The organism is Pseudomonas sp. Marseille-P9899, assembly GCF_903166565.1.
GTDB lineage: Bacteria > Pseudomonadota > Gammaproteobacteria > Pseudomonadales > Pseudomonadaceae > Aquipseudomonas > Aquipseudomonas huaxiensis.
The window spans coordinates 207,782-220,314 of record NZ_CAESCG010000002.1; the positions used below are offsets into that span (position 1 = coordinate 207,782).

A 12,533-nucleotide genomic window follows, 5' to 3' on the forward strand; every position below is an offset into this window, starting at 1 on the left:
CTCGCGAAAGGACTTTGTATGTTCAACGATATTATCGTCAGAAACTTTTCCGATCCTGTATACGCCGCCGAAGTTGATGAACAGGCCGCCGCCATCGAACTGGGTAATCCGGTGTGCGGCGATCGTATTCGCGTGCAGTTCGAAGTGCTCGATCGCGCTATTCAGAATGTTCGTTATCAGGCCTGGGGCTGTGCAACTTCCCTGGCTACCGGAAATATATTCTGCGCGCAAATCGACGGTAAGTCCCTCGACACACTCAAGGAAGTTACCAGTGCCGACATGCAACAGATGTTGGGCGAGATAGAACCCTCGCAACATCATTGCCTGGAAATGCTCAAGTCACTCTTTATCCAGCTACGGCAATACAACGCCGCCTGAGGAAGAACAGGATGTCGACCCACGGTTATTTCGATTACAACGCTACGACCCCGATGTACAAGGAAGCTTCCCACGCACTGAGCGAGGCCTTGAACCACTTCGGAAACCCGTCGAGCGTCTACACGCTGGCCAAACAGAACCGCAACGCCCTGGCCATCGCACGGCAACAGGTCGCCGGTTTGATGAATTGCGCGCCGACCGAGCTGACCTTCACCTCGGGCGGTACCGAGGCCAACAACTGGGCGATCAAGGGCTCCTTGCTCGCCTGCGGCGCCATCGGTCGTGTGGCCCAGCCCACCCACCTCATCATTTCGGCGATCGAGCACTCGTCGATCCTCGAGATTGCCGCTCACCTGGAGCGGGTCTTCGGCTTCGAGATCACCCGCCTGGCGCCGGACCGTGAAGGTCTGGTAAGCGCGGAGCGGGTGCGCCTGGCCCTGCGGGAAAACACCCGGTTGGTCTCGATCATGCTGATGAACAACGAAGTCGGCACCTTGCAGCCGGTGGGCGAGATCGCCCGGGTACTGCAGGGTCGCGGCATCCATTTCCATGTCGATGGCGTGCAGGCGGTGGGCAAGATCCCCGTGGATGTGCAGGCGCTGGGTATCGACACCCTGTCGTTCGCCGGGCACAAGTTCTGCGGGCCCAAGGGCGTCGGCGGCCTGTATATGCGCAGCGGCGTGGTCCTCGAACCGCTGCTGCACGGCGGCGGCCAGGAGGGTGGGTTGCGCGGCGGCACCGAGGCGTCGGCGCTGGTTACCGCCATGGGTGTGGCCGCCGAGGTGGCGGCAGCGGCCATGCCCGACACCATCGCGCGCATGGGCATTTACCGCGAGCACCTGATCGAGCAACTGCAAGCGCGGATTCCCGGCGTGACCATCCATGGCTCGGCGGACCCGGCGAAGCAGGCGCCCAATACCCTCAGCGTGTGCATCGCTGGTATTCGCGCGGAGTCGCTGGCGGCGCTGCTGGACCAGATGCACGGCATCCAGGTCTCGCTCGGTTCCGCCTGTTCCAGCAACAACGCCAAGTCGCTGTCCCATGTGCTGGTGGCCATGGGGCTTGGCGAGGCGACGATCCAGTCGACCATGCGCGTCAGCCTCGGCCCGTTGACCACCGCAGACAGCCTCGAACGCTTCGTCGGCGCGGTGGAGGCGGGGATCCGTATGCTGCGGCGGATCAGCGGAGAGGTACCAGCATGAGCCGACTGATCCCGCTGGACCGCGCCGGCACCATTCTCGACTGCCTCGATCACTACGCCTCGTCCCAGCCCGACGCGCCGGCCTACACCTTCGTAGGCCACAAGGAGGAGGACCGGCAGGTGCTCAGCTACGGCGAGTTGCACCAGCGCGCCACCTCCTATGCGACGGTTCTGCGCGACGCCGGGCTGGCACACAGGAATGTCCTGCTGCTGTTTCCCACCGGGCTGGATTTCATCGTCGCGTTCTTCGCCTGTGCTTATGCGCGAGCGGTGTCGATCCCGGCCAACCTGGCGCGCAATAGCCATCACTACACCCGCCTCGGACAGATTGTGGAAAACGCTGGCGCCGCTGCAGTGTTGACCGTGCCCGAGTTGCAAACCTCGATCGCCGAAGGACTGGGCCGGCGTGAGGACCTGAAGTTTTACTGCGAGCCGCTTGCTGCAAACCCGGCCTGTGCGCAACTGACCCGCCCGGACCCTGAGCAACTGGCGTTCATCCAGTACACCTCCGGCTCCACCGGTGTGCCCAAGGGTGTGATGGTCCGCCACTCGCAACTGATCGCCAACGAGCGCGCGATCCATTCCGTGCTGCAACTGGGCGAGGGCGTTGTCGGCGCTGGCTGGTTGCCGCAGTTTCACGACATGGGCCTGATCGGCGCGCTGCTGCAACCCATCTCCCTGGGCGGCCACTATGTGTTCATGTCGCCGCTGCATTTCCTGCAGCGGCCGCTGCGCTGGCTGACCTTGCTCAGCCAGTACGGCGCGGCGGCGACCGGAGCACCGAACTTCGCCCTGGCCTTGTGCGTGCAGGCCGAAGTGGACGAACGCACTGCGGCGCAACTGGACCTGTCGGCGCTGCGGGTGCTCTTCTGCGGTGCCGAACCGATCAGCGCCACGGTGCTGGAGCGTTTCGAAGAAAAATTCGCCCGCTACGGTCTGCGCACGGGAACGGTCACGCCGTGCTACGGCCTGGCGGAAGCGACCCTGATCGTGTCCGGCGGCGTGGCAGCGAATGGGCAACGGGTGTTGAACGTCGCCCGCAAGGACCTGGAAAACGGCATCGCCATCATCGCCAGCGAGGTCGATCAGGACGCGCAGGCCCTGGTCAATTGCGGCCCGGTGGTGCGCGATCATCAGGTGGCGATTGTCGATCCCGACAGCCGTCGCCGCGTCGACGACGGCCAGACGGGCGAAGTCTGGTTTTCCGGCCCCAGCGTCGCTTCAGGTTACTGGGCCAACGCCCAGGCCAGCGCTGCCACCTTCGGCGCCACCACCGCCTGCGGCCAAGGCCCGTGGATGCGCACCGGCGACCTGGGATTCATCCATGATGGAAGCCTGTATATCGCTGGCCGGATCAAGGAACTGATCATTCTGCGCGGGCGCAATGTTCACCCCCATGACCTGGAGAGCAGCCTGCGCGATGTGCATCCAGCACTCGGCGAGGCTGCCATTGCGGTGTTCGCCGTCGAGGCCGGCCCGAGCCCGCAGGTGGTTGCCTGGATCGAGTTTCCCCGTCGCGACCGCAGCGCCGGCGACCTGGATTTCCCGAGCCTCACCCGCCAGTTGCGCGCGGTGCTGATGGCCGCCCACGAAGTGCGTCTGGAAGACATCGTCTACCTGTACCAGGGCGCAATTCCGCGCACCTCAAGCGGCAAGGTGCAGCGTCATCTGTGCGCCAGCCGCCACCTCGACGGCAGCATCGAACAGCACCGCCTGCTGATCCACTCCACCCGCCAACCGACCCCGTCCTGCCGGGAGGCTATCGCGCCATGACCGCCGATCTGAACCTGACCGTCCCATTGCCCGATGCCTCCTGGTCCAGCGAGGAAGGCCTGGCCGCCGTCAAAGCGCTGATCAAGACGCGCCTGCGGGATTACCTACGGGTGCACCAGCCGGATTTCGACGAGGAGATTCACGACAACCTGTCGTTCGACTACATCGGTCTGGACTCGGTGGCCCGGGTCGAACTGGTGGCGGCACTGGAGCGGCACCTGGGTATCGCCCTCGACCCGACCGCCGCCTATGACTTCGTCACCGTCGGCGCCCTGGCCAGCTTTGTCTGGTCGGAGCTGTCCGGCGAATCCCTCGACCTGAAAGCTGCGCTGGGGGTCTGAATGCTCGACTGTCTCGTTATCGGCGGCGGGCAATCGGGCCTGCTGTGCGGGCATTTACTGGCGCGGGCCGGCATCGACTACCGGGTGCTCGATGCCGGCCCGCGCGCCGGCGAGGTCTGGCGGCAACGGCCTGCCAGCCTGCGGCTGTTCACCTCGCGGCAGTTCTGTCGTCTGGCGGATCTGCCGATGCCCGGTGACCCCGAAGGCTATGCCTCAGGCCATGAATTTGCCGATTACCTGGAGGCGTTCGCCCAGGCGAAGCAGGTGCGGGTGTCCTTCGCCACCCGCGTGGCGCGTTTGAGCGCGGTGGAAAACGGCTTCGAGGCGCTGCTCGAAAATGGCGAAGTCATTCGCTGCCGCAGCGTGATCAATGCCACCGGTTCCAACCAGGCGCCGGTGGTGCCCGGTTTTGCCCAGAAGCTTGATCCGCGGATCGTGCAACTGACGGCCGGCGAGTTTCGCGATGCGGGCTTCATGCCCGCCGGCTCTCGGATCGCCGTGGTCGGTGACGGCGCCAGCGGGCGGCAGATCGCCCTGGAGCTGGCCGCGCAACACCGGGTGCTGTTGGCCTGTGGGCGTCAGCGCAAGCTGGTGCCGAATCGGGTGCTGGGCAAGGACGTGTTCTGGTGGTTGAACAGCCTGGGAATCTTGTCGGCCCAGCACGATTCCTGGGTCGCGGGAATCATCAGAAAGCGCGATCCGATTCCCGTGGCGAGTGCCAACAACAACGCACTGGCGCAACGGGGTGTGGAGATCAAAGCACGCGCCATCGATGCCGATGAAACCGGGCTGATCTTCCAGGACCAGCGTCACGAACCGGTCCAGGCGGTGATCTGGTGCAACGGTTACCGGGAAGACACCCGCTGGATTCAACTGCCCGGCGCCGAAGCCTTCGGCGCCGTTATCGGCCACGAAGGCCGCACGCCGCAACCGGGGTTTTTCCTGATGGGGCGCAAGTGGCTGAGCTGTCGCGCTTCGGAACTTGTGGTCGGCGCCAATAACGATGCCGCCCGCGTCGTCGAATATGTCCGGGAGTCTCTGGGCAACTAACCGCAGTTCATCTGAAGGATGAGTTGAACATGATAAGAAATACAGTTGCCTGGATCGTCAGATCCAGGTTGTGGGTTCTTATTGCCCTGAGTTTGGCTACGGTGCTGTTCGCCACCCAGGTCAGAAACCTGCAGATCGTCATCAACCCCAACACCATGCTGCCGCAGGCGCACCCGAGTGTGATCGGCACCAACCTCGCCGAATCGCTGTTCGGTTCCAAGCACGTGGTGGTCATCGGCATCAGTGCGGCGGATGGCGGTAGCGCGCTGACCCCGAGGATTCTCACCACCCTCGGCGAGCTTTCCGCGCAAGTCAGTACGCTGCCCGGGGTCAAGGGCCACACGCTGATGAGCGTCACCGCGAACAAGGCCAAGTCGATTGCCGGCGGCGCCGACGAGATGCGCGTCGAGCCGCTGCTGGACACGCCGATCGATGCCGGCGCCATCGCCCGTTTGCAGGAGCGTCTGGCCAATAACCCGGTGTATCGCGGCACGCTGGTGTCGGAGGATGGCAGCCTGGTTTCGCTGTCGTTTGCCATCCACGCCGACCAGGGCGGTTTCCGCAAGATCATGGACGGGGTGCAGAAGGTCATCGACGAACACCGCGCGCCTGATCTGAAGATCACCGCCAGCGGTTCGCCGGTGTTCTTCGCCGCGGTGGAACGCTTTGCCCAGCGCATGGGCATTCTGTTTCCCATTGCCCTGCTGATCATCGGCCTGATCCACCTGGAAGCCTTCCGCACCGTGCAGGGTCTGATCCTGCCGCTGCTCACCGCCGTGCTCGCGGTGATCTGGGGGCTGGGCATCATGGGTGCGGTCGGCGTGCCCATGGATGCGTTCAACGCGACCACGCCGATCCTGATTCTCGCGGTCGCCGCCGGGCATGCGGTGCAGATCCTCAAGCGCTATTACGAGGAGTACGACAAGCTGACCCTCGGCGGCGCGCCGGGCTCGCCGCAGCAACTCAACGACCAGGCGATCATTCAATCGCTGAGCCGCGCCGCGCCGGTGATGCTGACGGCTGGCGGCGTGGCGGTGCTGGGCTTCTTTTCCCTGGTTACCTTCGAGATCGCCACCATCCGCACCTTTGGCCTGTTCACCGGCCTTGGCATTCTCAGCGCGCTGTTCATCGAACTGACGTTTATCCCGGCCCTGCGCAGCTATCTGCCGGCGCCTGCGGTCAAGGCACCAGACGTCAAGGGACCGAGGGTCTGGGATCGCCTCGCCGATCACCTGACCGGGCTGATCCTCAAGCGCCGCGGGCTGATCGTTTCGCTGTTCATGGCGGTCGCGTTGCTGTCGTCCATCGGCCTGCTGTTCCTCAACAAGGAAAACTCGACCAAGAGCTATTTCGGTCGCGGCCTGGCGGTGTATCAGGACGATGAATTCCTCAACCGCAAGCTGGCCGGGACCAACACTCTCTACGTGGTGTTCCAGGGGCTGCAGACCGACAGCCTGAAAGACCCGCGCACCCTGCGCCTGATCGAAGACACCCAACGCTTTGTCGAAACCCTGCCGGACGTGGGCAAGACCACTTCCATCGTCGACTTCATCAAACAGATGAGCCAGTCGATGAACGAAGGCGACCCGCGCTACTTCCGCGTGCCGGACGCTCAGGACATGGTTTCCCAGTACCTGCTGCTGTACTCCATGTCCGGTGATCCCACCGACTTCGACGCCTACATCGACTACGAATACCGCAACGCCAGCCTGATCGTCTGGACCCGCAACGACAGCAGTACCTACGCCGCCGGCCTGGTGCAAGCAATTCGCGGCTACGTGCAGGACCGCCTGCCGCCGGGCGTCAAGGTGCAGATCGGTGGCAGCGTGCCGCAGTCGTCGGCGCTGAGCGAAACCCTGGTGCACGGCAAGATCATGAACATCCTGCAGATGATGGGCGTGATCCTGCTGGCTGGTGCCCTGGTGTTCCGTTCGCTGATGGGCGGCGTGTACCTGGTCGTGCCGCTGGCGGTGACCGTGCTGGTCAACCTCGGCGTGATGGGCGCCACCGGCATTCCGCTCAATACCCCCAACTCGGTGGCGTCGGCCATGGCCATTGGCATCGGCGCCGACTACGCGATCTACATCCTCTACCGCATGCGCGAGGAATTGCGCCGGATTGACGATTTCGACCTGGCCCTGCGGGAAACCATGCGCACCGCCGGCAAGGCGGTGGTCTATGTCGCCACGGCGATTGCCGGTGGTTACTCGGTGCTGATGCTGTCGTTCAACTTCTACATCCACATCTGGTTCGGCTTCCTCATCGTGCTGTCGATGATCGTCAGCGCGCTGTGCGCCCTGGTGCTGATCCCGGCGCTGATGAAGGCCTTCCCGCCAACCTTCCTGCGAGCCCAAGCGATGAAAAAACCACTGCCCGGCGCGGTCCTGCCGCTGCTGTTTGCCCTTGCCGTCGGCCTGCTGTTGCGTCCGGACAGCGCGCTGGCCGTAGGCGCCAATGCCGACGAGATCATGTCGCGCAGCTACCAGGCGACGCGCATGGACAGCTCCCTTTCGCAGTCGACCTTCACCCTGACCAACGCCTCCGGCCAGGAGCGGGTGCGCAAGACCTTCGCCGCGACCCGTCTGCAGGAGGACGCCACGCACAACCGCCGGGTCATACGCTTTCTGTCGCCGGGCGATGTGCGCAACACCACCACGCTGATCATCGAGAAAGCTGCGCAGGATGATGTCTGGGTGTACCTGCCGACCCTGAAAAAAGCCCGGCGCCTGGCCAGCAGCAACAACAACCGCAGCTTCGTCGGCACCGACCTGACCTACGGCGACCTGATCGGTCACAAACCGCAGGACTGGACTCATCGCCTGCTGCGCGAGGAGACCTTGGAGGGCGTTCCCACCCAGGTCATCGAGTCGCTGCCGAAGTCTGCGGAAATTGCCAGCAATACCGGCTATTCGAAGCGCATCAGTTGGGTCGCCAACGACTCCTTCGTGGCGATCCGCACGGAGCTTTACGACGCCAGCCAGGCACTACAGAAAACCGTGCTCAGCAGCGAACTGAAGGCGGTCGATGCGGCGCGACAGAAGTACCAGCCGATGCTGGTCAAGGTCAGCAATCACCAGACCGGCCACTCGACCACCGTGCGGATGGACAGCTTCGAAGCCAACGTCGCGGTGAGCGACAACTACTTCACCAACGGCTACCTCGAACGGCAAGAGTGAACCATGCGCGCCCAACTGCTTATCCTGTTTGCCGCCGTCGGCGCCTTCAGCGAGTCCGCCCGCTCGCAGAGCCTGCCGTTCGGTGAGTGCCGCACCGGCTACTGGTCGTCCAACCGCAATCTGGACGATCGTGGCGACATCGCCAAAGGCACCTGCCTGATCAACTGGAACCTCGATCTCGCCGAGCAGACGCGCCTGGTGCTCGCGGCCCGGGGCGGGATTGACGACAGCGGGCAGGCGGACGGCTACAGCGGCCGCCTGCGCGATGGCTATATCGAAACCGGCAACGATGCGTGGCGCTGGCGAGTGGGGCGGCAGGTCATCGCCTGGGGGCGTTCGGACCGGATCAACCCCACCGATTACCTGTCGCCGCGGGACTTCACCTTGCTGGTTCCCGAAGACGACGAGCAGCGCATGGGCCTCAATGCGGTGCAGGTTCGTCATGGCTTCAATGACAGCCTTTCGCTGACCGCGGTGCTGGCGGATTTCGACGCCAACCGCATGCCTCAGGGAACCCTGCCGAGCAACCTGGACAAACGCGACGAACCCGATGCCCTCGAAACGGCGCTGAAACTCGACCATGCCGGCGACAGCCTGGACTGGTCGCTGTCGTGGTTCGATGGCTACGAACGGGCGCCGCGTTATCAGGCGGTGCTGACGCCGGCGCTGCGTTTTATCAGCGCCTACGAACGCAAACGCGCCATCGGTGCGGACTTTGCCTGGGCAGCGGGGGAGTGGACAGTGCGTGGCGAGTTCGCTCACGAGCGCCTGTCGCTGGACTGTTCGGGGTGCCGTGACGAGCGGCGCAATAGCACCCGGATCGTGGTGGGCGCAGACCGCAATTTCGGCGAATCGGCCAACGTCAATCTGCAACTGTTCGGGGTCTTTCGCGACTACCGGGAGCCGGCTGACAGCGGGATTCTGCGGCTGATCGAAGAGGGCGAGGATCGCCTGAATTCCGAGTTCGGTCGCCGCGACTGGGGGCTGACCACGCGGATTTCCGACATGTTCTTCAATGAGCGGCTGAAGCTGGAAATGTCCGCCGTCGTCGACCTCACCGGCAGCAGTTATGTGGTTCGGCCACGGGCCAGCTATTCGCTCACTGACTCGGTGAAGTTGGGGGCGGGCGTGGATCACTTCCACGGCGCCCGGCAGAGTTATTTCGGGGTGAGGAAGAAGAACAGCGTGACGTTCATGGAGTTGAGTCTGGTGTTCTGAGGTGGCGGGGCTGGCGTGCGGGATTGTTCAGTGCTCACTTTGAGAAACAGGTTTGGCGCCGATGCAATCGCGGATGCTTGGGCCGACGTAGGTCATTCCGACCCATACGCCTCCGCCACGGTCCCAGCTCAATCTGCCTCCGGAATATGCAAGGTCATAGATGACGGTTTCGCCGATCAGTTGGTTGTTGTAGTTGTCATATAAGCGGTAGAAGCCAGGTGATTCCCAAGTGGGAAACCATTGACCCTCGCCGTCGTCATTGGGTGCAAATTCACGATGCAATATGTCGGGCAACAACCAGAAAGGTTTGAAGGTCTGAAGGCTTGAGCATCCGTTTGGGCTTAGTCTTGGTTCTGCTTTAGCGGAGGCAAGGCCCTTCTCCCACCATTCGGAGGCGAGCCAGAGTCCCAGCAGGCTAGCTACGAAAACTCCCCACGAGGCCGGCTGCGCTGAGCAGCCGGCCTCGTGCCTTAAGGTGCGGGATGGTTTAGTGCTCACTTTGGCGGCACAGGTTTGGCGCCGATGCAGTCCTGGATGCTAGGGCCGACGTAGGTCATTCCGACCCATACGCCCCCGCCTTGGTCCCAGTTCAGGCGCCCGCCGGAAAAAGCCAGGTCGTATATAACGGTCTCACCAATCAATTGCCCATTGTAATTGTCATACAGGCGGTAGAAGCCGGGTAGTTCCCATGTGTGCGGCCACTGTACTCTCCCATCTTCATTGGGAATGGTTTGGCCATGCAGTATGTCTGGCAATAACCAGAAAGGTTCGAAGGCCTGAAGACTGGAGCAGCCGTTTGGACTTTGTCTGAGTTCTCCCCATGGAGAGGCGAAGCCTTTTTCCCACCATTCGGAGGAAAACCAAAGGCAGGTGATGGCAGCAACGAAAATCAGGAGGCCTTTCCCAGAACGCCAATTCAAGGTTGATCTCCCAAATAAATAATCTTGTCCAGCTTCTTCCAGAGAACATCCGAGTAAATGATGTAGTCGCCGCCCATGTCTGTCTTGCTTCTGTATTTCCTGAAGTCGTGATTCATGACGAAGGCAAACTCATCGGTCGTCCACTTATAAATGGATTGCCCGCTGGGCAGTGCTGCTCTGGCCATCTCTGACTTGGTAAGTACGCGGTCCTTGGTCCAAGTCCCCAGGAATTGGAGGCCATTGAAGTCATAATGATCGCGAATGTAAAAACCGATGCGCTCTATTTGGAAAAAGTTTTTTAGCTGTCGAGTTTCCGGATCCTCCTTGCTGAAGGTTTTGCCGACAACGCCAACTTTCAATGTAGCTATGCCCAAGGCGCCGTACATGTCATCGAGTGGGTCGTCCGTGCTGCCAAGCTGGACGAAATTAACCTGCGCCGAGGCGTCTATCTGTCGTGCTGAAAACGAAGAGCATCCCAGGCTAACCACGCCCTTGTTCTGCCAGCCTCGATTTTTTAACAAGGTTTTCAATCGGCTAACGGCGTTTGGAGTAACTAGAATAGATTCAGCTTTTCTAACCGCAGCCTGACAGCGATCAAATCCCATTGCCCAACTCATTTTTACGAGTATTTCGTCGCACTGCGTAGAGGGCAGTTCCAGCGGTCCGGGTTGTCCTCCTTCGCTCTTCCAGCTTTCCGGCATCTGCCACCCCGGACTATCGAACCACCTCTGCATCAACGCCGCCGAGGTGTGCCAGCCCATCTTGCGCATCGCCACCGGCAGTTTGCTCAGCGGCAGCGCATTGATCACGATCTGTTTGGGTCTTTCATGTCCATCCGGTGAAGTATCCAGCGTGGCGTTTTCCAGCAGGAACAGGGCATCCGGCCCCAGTGCGGTGGCTGGTTGGAAATCTTTAAGGGACATGGCAGTTACTCCAGGACAGGCGCAGGGGCAGTGGTGGCGATCTGCGTCCGCGTAGGGGCGGTGGCGTCGATGATCTGGCTGCGGCCTTCGTTGTCCAGGCGATGCTGGTCGAGGTAACGACCATCCCGGAGTAAGACACAGGTGTGCGATGCACAGGGCTGGGCGTGTTGGTTGAGAAGCTGGAAGCAGCCACTGAAAGACTCGGGCTTACGGGGCGTGGCGAACTGCAAGGGCGCCGCGTGGTTCTCGCCGGTAGTCAGGTTGGCCGGTTGAGCGGTTGTGGAAGAGGGGCCTTGAACGCTCTTCGTCTCATAGTCGGCATGTTGATAGGAGTGGTACAGGCTGGCGTTGCATGGGCAGCTACTGAAACTATCCAGAGTTCCTGCTACCGGCAGCCCGTCGCTGAGTATCCATGGCACACCTCCGACGATCTGGAAGAAGCCGCCGGTGACGCCACAGGTGACGGTGTCACCCAGGCGCGATTGGGGCAGTCCTCCCATTATGGTGCCGCTGCTGCCTTCGATGACCTTGCCACCACAGCTGGTCTTGTCGCCGAGGCGGATGAAGTAGCCTTGCATAGGGTTGGATTCCTCATGGCTGGGTACTCGAGTCGTATTCGAATACGGGGTATGGCCTGCGAGAGCCTTCAGGTTTTCTGAAGGTCTGCAGGCCGACCGGCCAGAGGATGGGCACTATGGTTGGAAGGTTATGTAGGACCGTTCTTTACGGTTGGTGGGAAATCACTTAATTCTCGCGGTGCTGTCTTGGTGACCGCAGGCCTGGCTGCCGGCACCCTCCAGCGCGCCTTCGCGGATGCGCCGCACGTTGTCGTTGAGCACCTTGTAGAAGAAGTTGTGGTACAGCCAGCCTTTCACGCCGTTCAGGTTGGTCTTGTGCTCGCGGTAGAAATCGTCCGGCGATGCGTACAGCCCGAGTTCCCGGGCGATGCCTTCGCGCTGGATGTAGGTGTCGCGTCCGGTCCATTGCACCGCAGGTTCGGCCAGGGACGGGGTGGCCACGGCATAGCCGAGGAACGCGTGCTGGCAGTTGCTGAACCTGTTCTGTACCGCGCGCAGGTATTGCTCATCGAGGATCACGCCTTCGAGCACCACCCACTGGCCATGCAGCTCGACCTCGACCCAGGTGTGGAGAATTTCCCGAGGCGCCATGAAGTAGACGAAGGCGGTCATGGCACCTTTTTGCAGGCGTTTGTCGATGGTGAAGGCGCGCAGCCGGCAGCGGATGCCGAGGGCGCGCAGCAAGGCCATCAACAGGTTCGACTTGGTGTTGCAGTGGCCCAGGCCTTCCTTGAGGATCGCCGACGCCGGCAGGCTGTCGGCTCCGGCGTTGTAGCCGAACAGGATTTCGTCGCGGCAGAACTCGTAGACAGCCCGCGCCGCCTGTTCGGGTGGCAACTGGCGCCAGCCGCGGGTGTCGATGAGGTGAGCGATCGCCGGGGCGTCGAAATCGAGTATCCCGGTGCGCTCCAGATAGTTCTGATCCTGTTGTGTACTCATGGCAAACCCTCCGTGTTTTTGCCTAGGCTGGACCCT

12 protein-coding genes are annotated in these 12,533 nt (G+C 62.1%); 7 read left to right on the plus strand and 5 right to left on the minus strand.

The genetic code is table 11. From position 1 onward, the window contains the following. Positions 1–18 precede the first annotated feature (18 nt). The 7 genes from HWV67_RS10200 to HWV67_RS10230 are packed head-to-tail and all read left to right on the plus strand — an operon-like array spanning position 19 to position 9,137. Positions 19–378, plus strand: coding sequence for an iron-sulfur cluster assembly scaffold protein (locus HWV67_RS10200; protein WP_175651139.1), 360 nt, complete (start codon positions 19–21; stop codon positions 376–378). 11 nt (positions 379–389) lie between these two features. Then, a complete protein-coding gene (locus tag HWV67_RS10205; RefSeq protein ID WP_175651140.1) occupies positions 390–1,580 on the plus strand; it encodes a cysteine desulfurase family protein in 1,191 nt (396 codons plus the stop codon). Continuing rightward, positions 1,577–3,352, plus strand: coding sequence for a fatty acyl-AMP ligase (locus HWV67_RS10210; RefSeq protein WP_175651141.1), 1,776 nt, complete (start codon positions 1,577–1,579; stop codon positions 3,350–3,352). Before HWV67_RS10205 ends, HWV67_RS10210 begins: the two co-directional genes overlap by 4 nt. Next, complete coding sequence (locus HWV67_RS10215) at positions 3,349–3,693, plus strand: acyl carrier protein (protein WP_175651142.1); 345 nt, start codon at positions 3,349–3,351, stop codon at positions 3,691–3,693. The genes HWV67_RS10210 and HWV67_RS10215 overlap by 4 nt, the downstream gene beginning before the upstream one ends. Continuing rightward, positions 3,694–4,743 carry a flavin-containing monooxygenase gene (locus HWV67_RS10220; RefSeq protein WP_175651143.1) on the plus strand — a complete coding sequence of 350 codons (1,050 nt, stop codon included), beginning with the start codon at positions 3,694–3,696 and terminating at the stop codon, positions 4,741–4,743. A 29-nt stretch (positions 4,744–4,772) separates the two neighbouring features. Continuing rightward, the gene (locus HWV67_RS10225) at positions 4,773–7,919 is read left to right on the plus strand and encodes an outer membrane lipoprotein-sorting protein (protein ID WP_175651144.1); all 3,147 of its coding nucleotides are present in this window, start codon (positions 4,773–4,775) and stop codon (positions 7,917–7,919) included. Positions 7,920–7,922: 3 nt separating this feature from the next. Beyond that, positions 7,923–9,137: a DUF1302 family protein gene (locus HWV67_RS10230; protein ID WP_175651145.1), complete on the plus strand. Its 1,215-nt coding sequence runs from the start codon at positions 7,923–7,925 to the stop codon at positions 9,135–9,137. A gap of 27 nt (positions 9,138–9,164) precedes the next feature. Here the strand turns inward: HWV67_RS10230 and HWV67_RS10235 are convergent, their stop codons facing one another. The 5 genes from HWV67_RS10235 to HWV67_RS10255 form a co-directional block, all read right to left on the minus strand. Continuing rightward, positions 9,165–9,635: a hypothetical protein gene (locus HWV67_RS10235; protein ID WP_256680078.1), complete on the minus strand. Its 471-nt coding sequence runs from the start codon at positions 9,633–9,635 to the stop codon at positions 9,165–9,167. Next, positions 9,632–10,057 carry a hypothetical protein gene (locus HWV67_RS10240; protein WP_175651146.1) on the minus strand — a complete coding sequence of 142 codons (426 nt, stop codon included), beginning with the start codon at positions 10,055–10,057 and terminating at the stop codon, positions 9,632–9,634. The genes HWV67_RS10235 and HWV67_RS10240 overlap by 4 nt, the downstream gene beginning before the upstream one ends. Next, positions 10,054–10,980 (minus strand): DUF6402 family protein, encoded by a 927-nt coding sequence (locus HWV67_RS10245; protein ID WP_175651147.1) that lies wholly within the window; start codon positions 10,978–10,980, stop codon positions 10,054–10,056. Before HWV67_RS10245 ends, HWV67_RS10240 begins: the two co-directional genes overlap by 4 nt. A 5-nt stretch (positions 10,981–10,985) precedes the next feature. Then, positions 10,986–11,558, minus strand: coding sequence for a PAAR domain-containing protein (locus tag HWV67_RS10250; RefSeq protein ID WP_175651148.1), 573 nt, complete (start codon positions 11,556–11,558; stop codon positions 10,986–10,988). A gap of 162 nt (positions 11,559–11,720) precedes the next feature. Then, positions 11,721–12,497 (minus strand): transglutaminase-like domain-containing protein, encoded by a 777-nt coding sequence (locus HWV67_RS10255; RefSeq protein WP_175651149.1) that lies wholly within the window; start codon positions 12,495–12,497, stop codon positions 11,721–11,723. Positions 12,498–12,533: the final 36 nt, after the last annotated feature.

Excerpts from the sequence above, each read along its gene's own strand:
- HWV67_RS10200 (WP_175651139.1), top strand. The coding sequence starts at position 19 with ATGTTCAACGATATTATCGTCAGAAACTTTTCCGATCCTGTATACGCC.
- HWV67_RS10205 (WP_175651140.1), top strand. The coding sequence starts at position 390 with ATGTCGACCCACGGTTATTTCGATTACAACGCTACGACCCCGATGTAC.
- HWV67_RS10210 (WP_175651141.1), top strand. The coding sequence starts at position 1,577 with ATGAGCCGACTGATCCCGCTGGACCGCGCCGGCACCATTCTCGACTGC.
- HWV67_RS10215 (WP_175651142.1), top strand. The coding sequence starts at position 3,349 with ATGACCGCCGATCTGAACCTGACCGTCCCATTGCCCGATGCCTCCTGG.
- HWV67_RS10220 (WP_175651143.1), top strand. The coding sequence starts at position 3,694 with ATGCTCGACTGTCTCGTTATCGGCGGCGGGCAATCGGGCCTGCTGTGC.
- HWV67_RS10225 (WP_175651144.1), top strand. The coding sequence starts at position 4,773 with ATGATAAGAAATACAGTTGCCTGGATCGTCAGATCCAGGTTGTGGGTT.
- HWV67_RS10230 (WP_175651145.1), top strand. The coding sequence starts at position 7,923 with ATGCGCGCCCAACTGCTTATCCTGTTTGCCGCCGTCGGCGCCTTCAGC.
- HWV67_RS10245 (WP_175651147.1), bottom strand. The coding sequence starts at position 10,980 with ATGTCCCTTAAAGATTTCCAACCAGCCACCGCACTGGGGCCGGATGCC.
- HWV67_RS10250 (WP_175651148.1), bottom strand. The coding sequence starts at position 11,558 with ATGCAAGGCTACTTCATCCGCCTCGGCGACAAGACCAGCTGTGGTGGC.
- HWV67_RS10255 (WP_175651149.1), bottom strand. The coding sequence starts at position 12,497 with ATGAGTACACAACAGGATCAGAACTATCTGGAGCGCACCGGGATACTC.